The sequence below is a fragment of the Streptomyces sp. NPDC047981 genome (assembly GCF_040653315.1).
Lineage (GTDB): Bacteria > Actinomycetota > Actinomycetes > Streptomycetales > Streptomycetaceae > Streptomyces.
Genome location: NZ_JBEZNQ010000049.1, coordinates 1 through 14,131, shown reverse-complemented (window position 1 = coordinate 14,131; position 14,131 = coordinate 1). Strand labels below are relative to the sequence as shown.

Genomic DNA, 14,131 nt, shown 5'->3' with positions numbered 1-14,131 from the left:
GCGGAATATCGCCGACCGGAATTCCGCGGCTCCTCGGCGAACGCCCGCACAACAGTCCGGAAATACTCACGAGCGCCGCGCGAATCCCCTTGTACGCCACCGCACAAAAGCGGCCGAGGAGGCCGCCGGGCATTGAACTGCCGCACTCGGCGACGCAATTCTTTCTCCGTACTCGAACGAACGAACAGGCCCCGCTCGGACCGAGCGGGAATTCCCCAGAGTTCAGGAGAGATTGATGCGTCTTCGGACGAAGCTCGCCGCGGTGGCCTTCGGTGCCGCCGTGGCCACCGGTGGACTTGTCCTGCCCACCACGGCCGTCGCGGCGCCCACCGACGCCGCCGCGTGCACCCAGCCCGGCTGGTCGAACAAGGACAACGCGGGAGGCGGCACGAACTCCAACTCCGTGAACATCCGCTCCGGCCCCACGACCGAGTGCGTGTCGCACGGCCAGGCGCAGATGAGCCACAGCCTCACCCTGCACTGCTGGGTGAGCGGCCAGGGCGGCACGTGGTCCCACATCCGGGACAACAGCACCGGCGTCTCGGGCTGGATCAAGGACAGCCTGCTCATCAACAACGGCGCGCGCAACCAGTGCTGACCTAGCGGAACGGCCCCCGGGGCTCCCCCGGGGGCCACCCCCGACCGGGCCTAGGACGGCGCGGGCAGCACGATCGTGAAGACGGTGCCGACGCCCACCTCGCTCTCCACCTCGATGGCCCCGTGGTGGTCGGCGACGATCTGCCGGGCGATCGACAGACCGAGGCCGCTGCCCCCGGTCGCCCGCCCGCGCGCCGCGTCCGCCCGCCAGAAGCGGTCGAAGAGGCGCGGCAGCTGCTCCGCCGGGATCCCGCTGCCCGTGTCCCGGACCGCGATCCGGACCATCTCGTCCCGTTCGGCCAGTTCCAGCCGGACGCCGCCCCCGGGAGACGTATGCCGTACCGCGTTGCCGACCAGGTTGCTCAGCGCCTGGCGCAGCCGCCCGGGATCGCCGTACAGCGGCACTCGACGGGCGGGATCGGCGATGTCGCTGGTCAGCAGCACCCCTGCGGCCGAGGCCAGCGCGCCGTGCGCGGTACGGCAGGCCTCCACGAGCTCACGCGCGTCCAGCTCGCGCCGGTGGTACGTGAGGGCTCCCGCCTCCGCGAGCGCGAGGTCCTGCAGGTCGTCGACGATCCGCTGCTGGAGGAGCACCTCCTCGTGGAGCGAGTCGAGCAGCTCGGGATCGGGCTCAAGGACCCCGTCGCGCAGCGCCTCCAGATAGCCCCGGAGGTTGGCCAGCGGGGTGCGCAGCTCGTGCGCGATGTCCCCGACCAGGCGCCGCTGCCGCTCCTCGCTCTCCTGGAGCGAGTCGGCCATGCGGTTGAAGGAGCGCCCGAGTGCGGCGATCTCGTCCCGGCCCGCGCCGGGCACGCGCCGCGCCAGATCGCCCTCGCCGAGGCCCCGGGAGGCCGCGGTGAGCGCCCGTACCGGCCGCAGGACCGCCCGGCTCAGGAGCAGCGCGCAGACGACGGCCGCCCCCGCGACGCCCGCGGCGACGGCCGCGGTGGGGCCGACGGCGAGCGTCCTGCCGGCCCCGGTGTCGTCCAGGGCGCCGAGGTGGACGCTGAGGGGCTGCGGGGCGACGCTCGCGGTCCGCTCGTGGAACACCCGCTGCAGGCAGGCGGCGCGCGCCGGCTGCCGGACGACCTCGCAGCCGAGGACGGCGTCCAGGTCGCTGCCGGCGGCCCGGACCTGCTCCTGCTTGACGCAGGAGGCGCCCCGGCCGGTCTCCGCCCCCCGGGCCCCGGCGTCGGTGAAGACGGGCACGCCGGTGTCGCCGGGGCGGGTGGTCACGGTGTGCCCGGCGCGGGTCAGGCAGGCGGCGTAGGCCACGCCGTTCGCGTACGCGTCGATGGCGCTCGCGGTGACCTTGGCGACGGAGGGGAAGTACTCCCAGGTGGGCAGGGCCAGCGTGGGCCGGGGGTCGACGAGGAGGGGCGGCGCGGTGCCGCCGGGGCGCGGTTCGCGGCCGAGGACGGTGTCGGAGTCGGCGATCTGGCCCTGGTCGGCCGTACTGATCCGGATGCGCTGACCGGTGTCGAGGGCGAGGGTACGGACGACCCCGGCGACCCCGTCCCAGGTGCCGTGGGTCTGCCCGTACCGGAGGAGGTCGTCGGTGATCCGGGCGGTCACCCGGCGGTCGGCGGCGGCCGACTCGCGGAGCTGGCTGGTGGCCTGCCGCAGGGTCAGCCACGCGGTCGCGGCGGTGGCGGCGACGGCGACGAGCAGCACGAGCCCGAGCACCCGCACACGGAAGCTCACGCGTCGCCCCCGGCCGCCGTGCCGCCGTCGGCGAGCCGGTACCCGCGCCCGTACACGGTCTCCAGATACCGCGGCCGGTTCGGTTCGTCCTCGACCTTGAGCCGCAGGTTGCGCATGTGCGCGTCGACGGTCCGCTCCAGAACGTCCCGGTCGAAGCCGAAGACGCGCTCGATGATCTGGGCCCGGGTGAAGACCCGGCCCGGTTCGCGGGCCAGGGTCTCCAGGATGGAGAACTCCTTCGAGGTCAGCGCCACGGACCGGCCGGCCACGCGCACCTCGAACCGCGCGGTGTCCAGCTCGACGTCACCGACCCGGAGCAGGGCGTCCCCGGCGGCCGCCGCCGCGCCCCGCGCCGAGCGGCGGAGCAGGGCCCGCACCCGGGCGGTGAGTTCGCGGGGGCTGTAGGGCTTGGTGAGGTAGTCGTCGGCGCCGAGGTCGAGGCCGAGGAGCATGTCCTCCTCGGTGGAGCGGGCGGTGAGCAGCAGGATCGGCACGTCGGAGGCCTCGGCGCGCAGAATGCGGCACACGTCGAGGCCGTCGACGTACGGGAGCATCACGTCGAGCACGATCAGATCCGGCCGGATGGCGCGGGCCTTCTCCAGCGCGGTGCGCCCGTCGGCCACGACCTGGACGGCGTGACCCTCGCGTTCGAGATAGACGCGAATGAGCCGTGACTGTTTCGCGTCGTCCTCGGCGACCAGAATACGAGCGCTCAACGATTCCCCCCGGCACGGCTCCATGGAATTCCCGAGCACGCTAATACAGAAGGGCCACGCCCATGCAGAGGTGTCCGAAAAGCACCGGAGGAATTCCCGCCTAGAGTTCGTACACCGCGGTGACGGGCGCATGGTCGCTCCAGCGCTCCGCGTGGGTGGCGGCCCGCTCGACGAAGGCCTTCACGGCCTTGGCGGCGAGCCCCGGGGTGGCGACCTGGTAGTCGATGCGCCAGCCGCTGTCGTTGTCGAAGGCGCGGCCGCGGTAGGACCACCAGGAGTAGGGCCCGTCCTGGTCGGGGTGGAGGGCGCGCACGACGTCCACGTACGCCGCCTCCTCGAAGACCCGCCCGAGCCAGGCCCGCTCCTCGGGCAGGAAGCCGGCGTTCTTCTGGTTGGCCTTCCAGTTCTTGAGGTCGGCCTCGCGGTGGGCGATGTTCCAGTCGCCGCAGACGACGACCTCGCGGCCGTCGGCGGCGGCGCGCTCCTTGAGCTCCTTCAGGTACGGCAGGAACTCGTCCATGAAACGGATCTTCTCGTCCTGGCGCTCGGTGCCGACCTCGCCGCTGGGCAGGTACAGACTGGCGACGGTGACGCCGGGAAGGTCGGCCTCGATGTACCGCCCACTGGAGTCGAACTCGCTCGAACCGAAGCCGACGCGCACGGCGTCCGGCTCACGCCGGGTATAGAGGGAGACCCCGGCACGCCCCTTGGCGGCGGCGGGCGCGTGCGCGGTGAACCAGCCCTCGGGCGCGCGCACCTCGGCGGGGAGCTGGGACTCCTCGGCGCGGACTTCCTGCAGGCAGACGGCGTCGGCGGAGGTGCCGGCGAGCCACTCCACGAAGCCCTTCTTGGCGGCGGCCCGGAGACCATTGACATTGACGGACGTCACAGTGAGCATCCAAGGAGAGTACCGACCACACGAGCCCGCATACCCATACACTCTTCAACATGAACATACGCCCCACCACCTATGACCACCCCGACGCGGTGAAGCTCCAGGACGAGGTCATGCAGGAGTACGTGGTCCGCTACGGCGGTGAGGGCGACGCCACTCCCCTCGACCCCGGGATGTTCGCGCCGCCGCACGGCCTCTACCTCCTCGCGTACGACGACGAGGGCCGCCCGGTCGCGTCCGGCGCCTGGCGCACCCAGGACACCAACGACCAGGGCTACGCCGACGGCGACGCCGAGCTCAAGCGCATGTACGTGGTCCCCGAGGCCCGCGGCCTGGGCCTGGCCCGCCGCATCCTGGCGGCCCTGGAGGACGACGCCCGCGCGGCGGGCCGCACGCGCATGGTCCTGGAGACGGGGACGGCCCAGCCGGAGGCGATCGCCCTGTACACCTCCAGCGGCTATGAGCCGTGCGCGAAGTTCGGCCACTACCGCGACTACGACAACAGCCGCTGCTTCGCGAAGCCCCTGAACCCCTGACTCCGGAGCGGGGCCGCGAATGCGGCATTCGGGTGGTATGGCGATGGCCCTGCAACCCGCCTCGGCCCGAGCGCTGTCCCCTCCCTCAGTGGCAGGACAACCGAGGAGGCACGCATGACCGAGCTCCGTCCTTTCCCCACGGCCCCGACGTCGCTGTCGGACTTGGACCCGTACCGGTTCCCCGCCGCGTACCTGGCCGATCTCCCGGAGGAGCCGCCTGCGGCGCACGGCGCGCCGCCGGCCCCTCCCGCTCCGGCGTCGCACGGCGCGCCGCCGGCCCCTCCCGCTCCGGCGGCACGCCTCTCCGTCCCGCTGGAGCCGACGGACCGCCGCCGCCTCGACCTGCACGCGGCCCTCACCACGGCCGGCGTCGCGCCGCTGCCGGGTGACCTCGCCGCCATCGAGGCGCTGTGCAGGCTGGACGACGCCACGCACATCGCGCTCCAGCGCTGGATCACCCGGGCGCCCTGAGCCGGGCTCAGAACTCGTCGGCCCCGTTGCGCAGCTCCGGCGTCCAGTAGCCCGTCTTCGCGACCGCGTCGTTCACGGCGATGCCGCCGGCGGGGGCGGAGACGACCTTGCTGCCCTCGGCCGGCCCGTCGGCGGCGAACAGGTTGACGCTGAAGGAGGACACGACACGGTTGTCCTCGTGGACGCCGCCGCCGCTGATCCGCACGGCGGCGTAGGCCGGGGCGCCGGGATTGAGGACGACGGCGGTGGCGGGCCTGCTCTTGGCCACGGACGGGACGTCCTTGGCGGTCTGGATGTCGCCGAACGCGATCAGCGGGTACTTCAGCAGCGTGCAGGAGCGGCCCGAGACGTTGGTGGCGGTCAGCGTGATGTGCGTGGTGGGCACCCCCTCCTGCTTGGCGGCGGTGACCTTCACATCACGCACGGTGCAGGCGGGGGCGGTGCGGGAGCCCGGCTTCTTGGTGGCCCGGGTCTGCGCGGCGGCGGTACGGGTACCGGCGGAGGCGGCGGCGGAGTCGGCCTCAGGATCCGCGGCCGCGGCGGAGGCGGACGGCGTGACGGTCACGGACGGCGCGGCGGCCGGCGCGGCCGAGGCCCCACCCGAGGCACCGGCCCCCGCCTGCGCCGCCGTCCCCTTCTCACCCCCGCAAGCGGTGAGCGAGAGAGCGAGCGCCGCGGTGACGGCGGCGAGGACGGTGGTGCGGGTGCGGTAGGTACGCATGGGAACTCCCCGTGAAGTACGGCGCGATGGCCGGGCTGTCGCCGCCCTGTCGAGCGGCCTCGGCAGGACTCTCCAGCCCCACCGACCCCCACCACCAGCCCCACCGCCCCCAACGGGAAACGGAAACGTTCCACCCCACCTGACCTGCAGGAACACCCACATCTCGAACGCGGCCTGGAACAAGAAGGAGTGACCCACATGCACCGAAGGCCAGTGCTGTGCGACGCCCTGCGAGCACCTACGCCGGCACCGCAACCCCGAATCGCGCACCACAGCGGACAGACACGTCCTGTCCTGCGCCGCCTTCCCGACCGCCATCGCTCCCGGCGGCTTCGACCACCGACACCCCTACCCCGGGGACGGCGGGGTCCGGTTCGCTCCGAAGCACGGGAAGGAAGCACTCGTGACCCTGTACGAGTCGGTCACACCGGCGACCCGCCGGCTCCCGGAGGAACGACCGCCTTCCCCTCTCGCCCTCCCGCCCCGTCACTTCCGACCGCGCCGCAGGAACTCCAGAGCGGCGTCCTGAAGCTCCTTCTCGGGCCTGCCCGCCCGGTAGTCCCGGGACTTGATGTAGGCGTAAAAATCCGCATCGGGCCCCACGCCGTACTGCTCCAGGTAGTAGGCGTGCGCCAGCGTCCAGATCCAGGCCCCATCGGTCACCGTCACGACAGGAACCACCCTCCCCTTGGACGCGTCGACCTGATCCTGGGCCGATCCGGCCGCCCGCTCGATGGCGACGCCGCCCTCCGACAGAAACGCAAGCAGGCGTCCGCGCTCCACGGGATCGGCGATGCGCGGCCTGGATTCGTCAAAGTACGGCCCCGACTCCGGGTCGACACCGTCGAACAGTCGCGCACGCTTGAATTCCACTGCTTCTCTCCTCAGTTCTTGTCGTTCGGCTCGAACGTGACCCACTCGCCATCGGGCGGCCAGGTCGACTGCATGTCGCCATACTCATCGAACACACCGGATGCCACCCAGGAGTTCCCCTGCGAGTCGGACCACGCCAGCTCCGTCGGGGCCGTGACGGGAACGCCCAGGTTGTCGGCCAGCTCCTGAGCAAATGGCTCCTCACCCTGGCCGGTCTCGCACGACATCAATCTGACGGGCTCGCCGTCCCAATCTGATTGGTCACTGGTGAGGTAGGCGCCCAGTTCTTCCGCGCTGATGCTTCGCCCGTCAACCTCGACCGAGTTCGGGGTGCCGTGCAGATCGACCGTGAACGCCCCTTGCTCAGGTTCCAGCTTCGAAGCCATCTCCCGCATTTGAGCGTCGTCCAGGCCGTAGAACGCCTCGCCCGAATCGGTCGCCAACTTACGCTCGTCCAAGTGGGCGGCGGCCTCGGACATCTGATCCGTCGACTCCACCGGACTCACGGACTCCGACTCATCTTCCGACTCGTCCACGTCATCGGGAAGGAGTGGCGTTTCGCCGGAATCCTGCGCATCGCCGTCGACGATCGAGTCGGGGTCCTCCGGCTCCAGCGGCTCCTGTTCGTCCGCGTCGATGCCCTGCTCACTCGATGCGGATGGGTCAACATCATCCTGCTCCGGAGCATCAGGCTCCTCCGGAACTTCTGCATCGTCCGCCTCTTCGAGGAGATCCTCGGATTCAACGGACTCCTCGTAAGGAGCGTCGGGCTCAGCGGGTTCTATCGGCTCGTCGTCGACACCCTCATCCGATGGCGCATCACGGGCCGCATCACCCTGCGCATCCCTTGCCTCGTTTCCGCTCTCAGCGGTGTACAGCTCACTCACGGCGGCCCCCTGTCCGTGCCGTAGATACCGACAGCGCTCCCGGAGTCTCGCGAGCTCGCGCATCATGATCAGCACAGCCGCCACCCCATGGATCGCTTGGGCAACAACACCCTATCCACGCAACCTTCGTGATGGTCTGCCAGCTTGGGCAGCGCGGGGCAAGGATCGTTCCCGCCCTCAGGCGTGGCGGTGGTACGCCTTGTTGGCGATGCGCCAGCCGTCGTCGACGTGGGCCAGGAGGAAGAGGTCCGTGAAGGTGTCCGCGCCGTGGTGGAGCGTCATCGTGGCGGTCGCGACGGTGCCGTGGACGGCGGTGACGTCGACGCGGCGGGAGCGGGTCGGTTCGTCCGGGGCCGGGTGACCGGGGAAGAGGGCGCAGTACTCGTCCAGGCCCCAGGAGACGAACGCGCCGTCCCGGAGCCCCTCGATGTGGGCGGTGGGCAGGAAGGCCTCGCGGAAATGGGCCGGGTCGCCGGTGGCGTGGCCGCGGATGTAGGCGCGGAGCGGTTCGAGCACGGCGTCCTCGACGGCGGGGCTCGTCGCGGCGACGGCGATGTCCGCGTCGGGGCCTCCCAGGGACGCGGCGAGGCCGGCCGCGTCCCGCAAGGGGGTGTCCGACGCGGCGGCCAGCAGGTCCATGTCCTTGGCGAGCGCACCGACGGTGAACTCGGCCGGGCCGGCAGTCGGCGGGCCGGTGAGGAAGGCGCGCTTGTGGGCCACGAGCCCGCCGAGCCGGCCGAGTTCGAGGACGTCGAGGACCCGGTCGCGCGGAAGCCCGAGCGCGTCGCCCTGCCGCAGCGCGTCGCGCAGGGCGAGCACGGCCCCGGCGAGGCTGCTGTTGGCGATCAGCTTGAGCGCCGCCGCGGTGGGGGCGTCGTCGACGCGGTGCGGGGTGCCGAGCGCCTCCAGGACCGGGCGGACGCCCTCGAACGTGTCCTGGTCCGCGCCGACGAGGATCCTCAGGGCACCGGCTGCGGCGGCCGGAACCGAGCCGAGTACCGGAGCGTGGACGTAGGACCGGCCGATCCGCCGGGCGAACTCCGCCGCCTCGGCAGGGGCGATGGTGCTGGTGTTCAGCACGACGGTGTCCGCCCGCAGCGCGTCGCGGACGTCGTCGAGGACCTCCCGGCAGGCGGGCCCGTCGAACAGCGACAGGAGCACGACGTCGGCCCTCGCCACCGCGGCGCCCGGATCCGCGGTCACCTCGACCGTGCCGGGCGCCCGCCCGGAGCGTGTCCAGCCGACGACGTCCCGGCCCTGGGCGGCGAGTCGGGTCGCGAGTGCGGCGCCCATGCGGCCGAGGCCGAGGACTGCGATCGTGTGCGGTGCGGTCATGCGCGCCACAGTGGTGCACCACGAGGACTGCGACAAGCGAGGATCTCGCAGGCCCGCCCTGCGGAACACGCATACCGCCCGGTCATACTGGCGCGATGGACCTGACCGTGTGGCGGACCTTCGTGACCGTGTGCCGTCTCGGGTCGCTCGCGGCCGCCGCCGTCGAGCTCAACCACACGCAGTCGGCCGTCTCCCGGCAGATCGCCGGTCTTGAGCGGCAGATCGACGTGCCGTTGCTGGAGCGCCATCCACGCGGTGTGCGCCCGACCCCGGCGGGCGAGGCGTTCCGGCGCCATGCCCTCACCACCCTCAACGAGGCCGACCGCGCCGTACGCGCGGCACGGGACGTCCGGGACGGGGCGTCCAGCCGGCCGCTGGCCGTGGGCGCCGTCCCGTCGCTGGCCTCCGGGATCGTCCCCGAGGCCGTCCGGGACCTGCTGCGGCAGGCCGGGTCCCTGCGGTGGAGCCTGTCGCCCGGTCTGAGCGCACGGTTGCACGAGCGCGTGATCGACGGCGACCTCGACATCGCCGTCGTCACCGACGCCCCACCGGGGCTGCCCCAGGACCCGCGGGTCGAGCGCCGGTTCCTCGGCCTGGACGACATGGTCGTCGTGCTCCCCGTCGGCCACCCCCGGGCAGGGGGCGGCCCGGTGCACATGAGGACGCTCGCCGACGAGACCTGGGTCGAGGACAACGACGGCTCGGCGGCGCTCCTGCGCCGGCACGCCGCCCGCGCCGGGGTCAGCCCCCGTATCGACCTCGCCGCGGCCGACCTGCACGGCAAACTGGCCCTGGTCGCGACCGGCCACGCCATCGCCCTGATCCCCGGGGTCCTGACCTGCGCACTCCGCGCCGACGTCACCACGGTGAACCTCGTGGACCCCCCGACCCGCGGCATCTACACCCTCACCCCCCACCAAGACCCCCACCCCTGGGCCACCCCTCTCCACGACCACCTCGCCGCCGCGTTCCCCCCGGCCAACTGAAGATCGTTTCCCGCTGCTCCGGCCCGCCCTCGATACGAAGTGGAGTACGGACGGCTGCGGAAGGCGCGGGGCCGTCGTCACGGCTTCTGAGAGCTACTCAGAAACGGGGTGAGCCGCTGCCCGACTCTCACAGCTGCGGAGGGATGAAAACGGCTCAACGCCGTGCTCGGCTCGCGTGTGGTCACGTCCGCGGCCCTGCGACGCAGCGCACCAACGCCAAGATCCCGCCCCGCCTTTCGGCGGAACGGGATCTCGTGACGATTCTTGAGAGCTACTCAAGAACAGTCGCTTGTGGACCTGTGGGGATTTGAACCCCAGACCCCCTCGATGCGAACGAGGTGCGCTACCAGACTGCGCCACAGGCCCTTGCGACGTGTGAAACATTAGCATCCCGATCGGGGTGCATGGAAATCCGCTCCCCCGCAGGTCAGCCGAGGGCTCCGGGGAGCCCTCGGCCCGGGGTCATTCGTTGGCCGCGCGGGGGCGGTCGTCGTCCGCGTACTGGTCGAACAGCGGGGTGCGGCCGTGGTCGCGGCGGGAGCGGGGCGGGGTCGTGCGCTGGCGCGGGGCCGGGCTCGGGTTGGGGGCGGTCGCCGGGGCGGCCGGGGCCGCCGTGTCCGGGGTCGCCGTGGAGGAGCGGGCCGAGCTCCAGGTCTCCGGGTCCGTGATGTCGATGCCGCTCGTGGCGCGCGGGGCGACCGGGGCGGTGACGTAGGTGGGGAGCGGCACCGGGACCGGGTCCCAGCTGTCGCCGCGGGCCGGGCCGCGCTCGCGCTGCTGGTCCACCCACTCCGCGTGGTCCGTCTGCTCGACGAGCGCGCGGCGGCCGGCCTCCTGCGGGGAGACCTCGGGGGCCGCTTCGGGCTCGGGTCGGGCCGGTTCCTCCTCCGGCTCGGCGGGCGCGGCCGGCCGGCGCGGGCGGTTCTCCCGCAACCGGGCCGCCGCCGCCTCCGCGCGCCGACGGTCCATCACGTACACGAACCGCCGGCGCTCCGTCGTCCGCAGATGCACGATGTACGCGCTCAGCAGCACGGCCGGGACGGCCGGCGCCCACAGGAACGCGAGCCCGCCGACCGCCGCGACGACCGCGCCGGCGGTGAAGGCGAGGAAGAGGACGACCGTCGTCCGGCGGCGCCGGGCGAGGACCTTGCCGCGCCGGGCCCGTTCGACGGACGCCTTGGACGGCCGCCGCACGCGGGCGGCGGGCGCGGGTTCCGGGGCCTCCAACCGGGCTTCCGTCCTGGCCGCGGGCGCGGAAAAGGCCCGGACGTCGACCGAGCTCAAATGCTCGGTCTCCGCGTCCGGGTCGACGCCGGGCTCCCGGTCCTTCAGCTCCTTGGCGTACCGACGCTCCATTCCCGCCCGTCCGGACAGCAGCCGGATGGCGGTGCTGAAGCGTTCCGTCGGACGGGCCTCGTTGAGCTCGTCCTGCCTGCGGAGCCACATCGGCACCAAGTAGGCGGCCCAGGCCCCGACAATGACTGCGTAGATGAGGCCGCTGCTGCTCACGCCTCACACGGTAGAGGGGTTCACGGGAGGGCATCGGCCAATTGGCCCGGTGTGTCGCACGATCTGGCTGATATCACTGAACTTTTTTGTGATTGTTCAGATCGATTGGCGGTCAACTGCTGATTGAATTCGAACGTTTATTTCATTGTGCGGGATGCGGAGGACGCGCCTGGTGCCAGCGGCGCACCAGGCCCTCGGGGACTTCCTCGGCCGTCAGCGCGAAGACGAGATGGTCCCGCCACGCCCCGTCGATGTGGAGGTAGCGCGGACGCAGCCCCTCCTCACGGAATCCCAATTTCTCCACGACCCGCCGCGAGGGCAGGTTCTCCGGCCGAATGCAGACCTCGATCCGGTGCAGCCCCACGTTGCGGAAGCAGTGGTCGACGACGAGCGCGACCGCCGTCGGCATGACGCCCCGGCCCGCCACCGCGCTGTCCACCCAGTACCCCACGTGGCCCGAGCACATCGAGCCCCACGTGATCCCCGCGACCGTCAGCTGACCGACCAGCTGGCCCCGGAACTCGATCACGAACGGCAGCATCCGGCCCGCGTTCGCCTCGCCCCGCAGATGGCGGACCATCTGCCGGTACGTCGGCCGCTGCGCGACCGGGGCGCCCGGCGCGGGCGGCGGGACGGTCGCCTCCCAGGGACGCAGCCAGTCCCGGTTGCGCCGGTTCACCTCGCGCCAGGCCCGCTGGTCACGCAGCTTTATCGGCCGCAGCACGACATCGCCGTCGGCGAGGATCACGGGCCAGGACGGGATCATGACGGTCTCGGGTGGTCGCCGCCGCGGATCTGGTCGACGGCGTGGACGAGCAGGTGCTCCAGTACGGCGAGACCGTCACGGACCCCGCCCGAGGAACCGGGCAGGTTCACGATCAGCGTCCCGCGCGCGACCCCCGCGAGGCCCCGCGACAGCGCCGCCGTCGGCACCTTGTCCCGGCCGTACGCGCGGATCGCCTCGGGGATGCCGGGGATCTCCCGGTCGAGGACTCGGCCGGTCGCCTCGGGCGTCGCGTCGGTCGGCGAGATGCCCGTACCGCCGGTGGTGAGGATGACGTCGTACCCGGCTTCCACGCCCGCCCGCAGCGCGGCCTCGACGGGCGCGCCGTCCGGCACGACCTGCGGGCCGTCGACGGCGAAGCCGAGCCGCGTCAGGCCCTCCGCGATCAGCGGGCCGCCCTTGTCCTCGTACACCCCGGCCGACGCCCGGTTGGAGGCGGTGACGACGAGGGCCGCGTAGGGGGCGGTGAGGGCCGCGCCCGAGGGGGTGCGGGGCTCGGGTGCCGTGCCGTCGGCCGCCGCGCCCGAGTCGGCCGCATGACCCTCGTGGGCGTGCGGTGCCTCGTGGGCGTGCGGTGTCCCGCCCACCCGTCCGGCGCGCGCCTGGGTGTGGAGCTCGGCCGCCGCGGTCGCGTCCGTCGTCATGACCCGGCCCTCGTCCACGTGCCCGACTTGCCGCCCGTCTTCTCCTCCACCCGTACGTCGGAGATGACCGCGCCCTTGTCGACCGCCTTGACCATGTCGACCACGGTCAGCGCCGCCACCGAGACCGCCGTGAGGGCCTCCATCTCGACGCCCGTGCGGTCCGTGGTCTTCACGGTCGCCAGGATCTCCACGGCGTCGTCCGCGACCGTGAGGTCGAGGGTCACGCCGGAGACCGCCAGCGGGTGGCAGAGCGGGATCAGGTCCGGGGTCTTCTTGGCGCCCATGATCCCCGCGATCCGGGCGGTGGCGAGCGCGTCCCCCTTCGGGACGCCCTCGCCGCGGAGCAGCTCGATCACGCGCGGCGAGACGAGGACACGGCCGCTGGCGCGCGCGGTCCGCGCCGTGACGTCCTTCCCCGAGACGTCGACCATGCGGGCCGCCCCCGCCTCGTCGATGTGGGTGAGTCCTTGCTGCGTGCTCATGGCCGTGACACTCCCGGTCGCTGTGTGGGACGCCACGGTACCGCCACCAGGGCCTCCTCAGCCGAGGAGGACCACGTCCAGCTCGGCGCCGGGCGCCACCTCCGTATTCTCCTCCGGTACCACGAGCAGGGCGTTCGCGTGCGCGAGCGCGGCGATCAGGTGCGAGCCCGCTCCGCCCACCGGAGTGACGGTGCCGGCCTCGGCGTCGTACGTCCCGCGCAGGAACTGGCGGCGGCCGGCCGGGGACGACAGCGCCTTGTCGGAGGTGACGACGGCCCTGACCGTCGGCCGGTGGAGGTCCTCCAGGCCCATGAGCGCCCGGATCGCGGGGCGCACGAAGAGCTCGAAGGAGACGTACGAGGAGACCGGGTTGCCCGGCAGGGCGAGCAGCGGTGTGTGGTCGGGGCCGATCGTCCCGAACCCCTGCGGCTTGCCCGGCTGCATGGCGAGCTTGCGGAAGTCGACCTGGCCCTCGAACTGGCCCGCCGCCGTCAGCGCCTCCTTGACGACGTCGTACGCGCCGACGCTGACCCCGCCCGTGGTGACCAGGAGGTCGGCCCGGATCAGCTGGTCCTCGATGGTGGCGCGCAGCGTCTCGGCCTCGTCGGTGACGGAGCCGACCCGGTACGCGATGGCTCCGGCGTCGCGCGCGGCGGCGGCGAGCGCGAAGCTGTTCGAGTCGTAGATCTGGCCCTCGGCCAACTCCTCGCCCGGCTGGGCCAGTTCGCTGCCGGTGGAGATCACGACGACCCGCGGACGCGGCCGTACGCGCACGGTGGCGCGGCCGATCGCCGCGAGCAGCCCGATCTGCGGCGGGCCGAGGACCGTGCCCGCCTCCAGGGCCAGGTCGCCTGCCTGGACGTCGCTGCCGCGCGCGCGGACGTGCGCGCGCGCCGCGGCCGCCCGGTGGACCCGGACCTCGCCGCCCGCGCCCTCGGGGGCGGCGCTGGCGGCGCGCCTCCCGCTCGCCGCGCCCCCGCCCGGGCCGCCG

General features: G+C 72.6%; 16 protein-coding genes and 1 tRNA gene. 4 read left to right on the top strand and 13 right to left on the bottom strand.

Going from position 1 to position 14,131, the window contains the following annotated elements; translation table 11 throughout:
- The first annotated feature begins 235 nt into the window (after nucleotides 1-235).
- A complete protein-coding gene (locus AB0E14_RS26080; protein ID WP_362422799.1) occupies nucleotides 236-598 on the top strand; it encodes an SH3 domain-containing protein in 363 nt (120 codons plus the stop codon).
- A 50-nt stretch (nucleotides 599-648) separates the two neighbouring features.
- Here AB0E14_RS26080 and AB0E14_RS26075 read toward each other — a convergent pair whose 3' ends face one another.
- The 3 genes from AB0E14_RS26075 to AB0E14_RS26065 all read right to left on the bottom strand — a co-directional run bounded on the left by AB0E14_RS26075 (nucleotide 649) and on the right by AB0E14_RS26065 (nucleotide 3,915).
- Nucleotides 649-2,301: an ATP-binding protein gene (locus AB0E14_RS26075; protein ID WP_362422796.1), complete on the bottom strand. Its 1,653-nt coding sequence runs from the start codon at nucleotides 2,299-2,301 to the stop codon at nucleotides 649-651.
- Nucleotides 2,298-3,017 (bottom strand): response regulator transcription factor, encoded by a 720-nt coding sequence (locus AB0E14_RS26070; RefSeq protein WP_362422793.1) that lies wholly within the window; start codon nucleotides 3,015-3,017, stop codon nucleotides 2,298-2,300. Before AB0E14_RS26070 ends, AB0E14_RS26075 begins: the two co-directional genes overlap by 4 nt.
- A 100-nt stretch (nucleotides 3,018-3,117) precedes the next feature.
- Complete coding sequence (locus tag AB0E14_RS26065; RefSeq protein ID WP_362422790.1) at nucleotides 3,118-3,915, bottom strand: exodeoxyribonuclease III; 798 nt, start codon at nucleotides 3,913-3,915, stop codon at nucleotides 3,118-3,120.
- Between the two features lie 50 nt (nucleotides 3,916-3,965).
- Between AB0E14_RS26065 and AB0E14_RS26060 the strand changes: the two genes are divergently transcribed.
- Together AB0E14_RS26060 and AB0E14_RS26055 are read left to right on the top strand one after the other, a co-directional pair.
- Entirely contained in the window at nucleotides 3,966-4,448 is a 483-nt protein-coding gene (locus AB0E14_RS26060) for a GNAT family N-acetyltransferase (RefSeq protein ID WP_362422787.1), read from the top strand.
- A 114-nt stretch (nucleotides 4,449-4,562) separates the two neighbouring features.
- Nucleotides 4,563-4,919 carry a hypothetical protein gene (locus tag AB0E14_RS26055; protein ID WP_362422784.1) on the top strand — a complete coding sequence of 119 codons (357 nt, stop codon included), beginning with the start codon at nucleotides 4,563-4,565 and terminating at the stop codon, nucleotides 4,917-4,919.
- A gap of 7 nt (nucleotides 4,920-4,926) precedes the next feature.
- Here AB0E14_RS26055 and AB0E14_RS26050 read toward each other — a convergent pair whose 3' ends face one another.
- The 4 genes from AB0E14_RS26050 to AB0E14_RS26035 form a co-directional block, all read right to left on the bottom strand.
- Nucleotides 4,927-5,640, bottom strand: coding sequence for a DUF4232 domain-containing protein (locus AB0E14_RS26050; RefSeq protein WP_362422781.1), 714 nt, complete (start codon nucleotides 5,638-5,640; stop codon nucleotides 4,927-4,929).
- A 486-nt stretch (nucleotides 5,641-6,126) separates the two neighbouring features.
- On the bottom strand, nucleotides 6,127-6,513 hold the full coding sequence (locus AB0E14_RS26045) for a hypothetical protein (protein ID WP_362422779.1): 387 nt from the start codon (nucleotides 6,511-6,513) through the stop codon (nucleotides 6,127-6,129).
- An 11-nt stretch (nucleotides 6,514-6,524) separates the two neighbouring features.
- Nucleotides 6,525-7,400, bottom strand: coding sequence for a hypothetical protein (locus AB0E14_RS26040; protein WP_362422776.1), 876 nt, complete (start codon nucleotides 7,398-7,400; stop codon nucleotides 6,525-6,527).
- Between the two features lie 177 nt (nucleotides 7,401-7,577).
- A complete protein-coding gene (locus tag AB0E14_RS26035) occupies nucleotides 7,578-8,744 on the bottom strand; it encodes a nuclear transport factor 2 family protein (RefSeq protein ID WP_362422773.1) in 1,167 nt (388 codons plus the stop codon).
- An 86-nt stretch (nucleotides 8,745-8,830) separates the two neighbouring features.
- Here AB0E14_RS26035 and AB0E14_RS26030 point away from each other — a divergent pair, with 86 nt between their 5' ends.
- The gene (locus AB0E14_RS26030; RefSeq protein WP_362422770.1) at nucleotides 8,831-9,721 is read left to right on the top strand and encodes a LysR family transcriptional regulator; all 891 of its coding nucleotides are present in this window, start codon (nucleotides 8,831-8,833) and stop codon (nucleotides 9,719-9,721) included.
- 292 nt (nucleotides 9,722-10,013) lie between these two features.
- Here AB0E14_RS26030 and AB0E14_RS26025 read toward each other — a convergent pair.
- From AB0E14_RS26025 to glp, 6 genes are all read right to left on the bottom strand, one after another.
- A tRNA-Ala gene (locus AB0E14_RS26025) sits at nucleotides 10,014-10,087 on the bottom strand.
- Nucleotides 10,088-10,183: 96 nt separating this feature from the next.
- Entirely contained in the window at nucleotides 10,184-11,230 is a 1,047-nt protein-coding gene (locus tag AB0E14_RS26020; RefSeq protein ID WP_362422767.1) for a hypothetical protein, read from the bottom strand.
- A 142-nt stretch (nucleotides 11,231-11,372) separates the two neighbouring features.
- Nucleotides 11,373-11,996, bottom strand: a complete 624-nt coding sequence (locus tag AB0E14_RS26015; protein ID WP_362422764.1) for a GNAT family protein — start codon at nucleotides 11,994-11,996, stop codon at nucleotides 11,373-11,375.
- A complete protein-coding gene (locus AB0E14_RS26010) occupies nucleotides 11,993-12,658 on the bottom strand; it encodes a MogA/MoaB family molybdenum cofactor biosynthesis protein (RefSeq protein WP_362422761.1) in 666 nt (221 codons plus the stop codon). The genes AB0E14_RS26015 and AB0E14_RS26010 overlap by 4 nt, the downstream gene beginning before the upstream one ends.
- Nucleotides 12,655-13,140: a cyclic pyranopterin monophosphate synthase MoaC gene (gene moaC, locus AB0E14_RS26005; RefSeq protein WP_362422758.1), complete on the bottom strand. Its 486-nt coding sequence runs from the start codon at nucleotides 13,138-13,140 to the stop codon at nucleotides 12,655-12,657. The genes AB0E14_RS26010 and moaC overlap by 4 nt, the downstream gene beginning before the upstream one ends.
- A gap of 57 nt (nucleotides 13,141-13,197) precedes the next feature.
- Nucleotides 13,198-14,131, bottom strand: a 934-nt coding sequence (gene glp / locus AB0E14_RS26000; protein ID WP_362422755.1) for a gephyrin-like molybdotransferase Glp, incomplete at its 5' end; no start/stop codon positions are given.

Excerpts from the sequence above, each read along its gene's own strand:
- AB0E14_RS26055 (WP_362422784.1), top strand. The coding sequence starts at position 4,563 with ATGACCGAGCTCCGTCCTTTCCCCACGGCCCCGACGTCGCTGTCGGAC.
- AB0E14_RS26050 (WP_362422781.1), bottom strand. The coding sequence starts at position 5,640 with ATGCGTACCTACCGCACCCGCACCACCGTCCTCGCCGCCGTCACCGCG.
- AB0E14_RS26015 (WP_362422764.1), bottom strand. The coding sequence starts at position 11,996 with ATGATCCCGTCCTGGCCCGTGATCCTCGCCGACGGCGATGTCGTGCTG.
- AB0E14_RS26080 (WP_362422799.1), top strand. The coding sequence starts at position 236 with ATGCGTCTTCGGACGAAGCTCGCCGCGGTGGCCTTCGGTGCCGCCGTG.
- AB0E14_RS26065 (WP_362422790.1), bottom strand. The coding sequence starts at position 3,915 with ATGCTCACTGTGACGTCCGTCAATGTCAATGGTCTCCGGGCCGCCGCC.
- AB0E14_RS26030 (WP_362422770.1), top strand. The coding sequence starts at position 8,831 with ATGGACCTGACCGTGTGGCGGACCTTCGTGACCGTGTGCCGTCTCGGG.
- moaC (WP_362422758.1), bottom strand. The coding sequence starts at position 13,140 with ATGAGCACGCAGCAAGGACTCACCCACATCGACGAGGCGGGGGCGGCC.
- AB0E14_RS26060 (WP_362422787.1), top strand. The coding sequence starts at position 3,966 with ATGAACATACGCCCCACCACCTATGACCACCCCGACGCGGTGAAGCTC.
- AB0E14_RS26010 (WP_362422761.1), bottom strand. The coding sequence starts at position 12,658 with ATGACGACGGACGCGACCGCGGCGGCCGAGCTCCACACCCAGGCGCGC.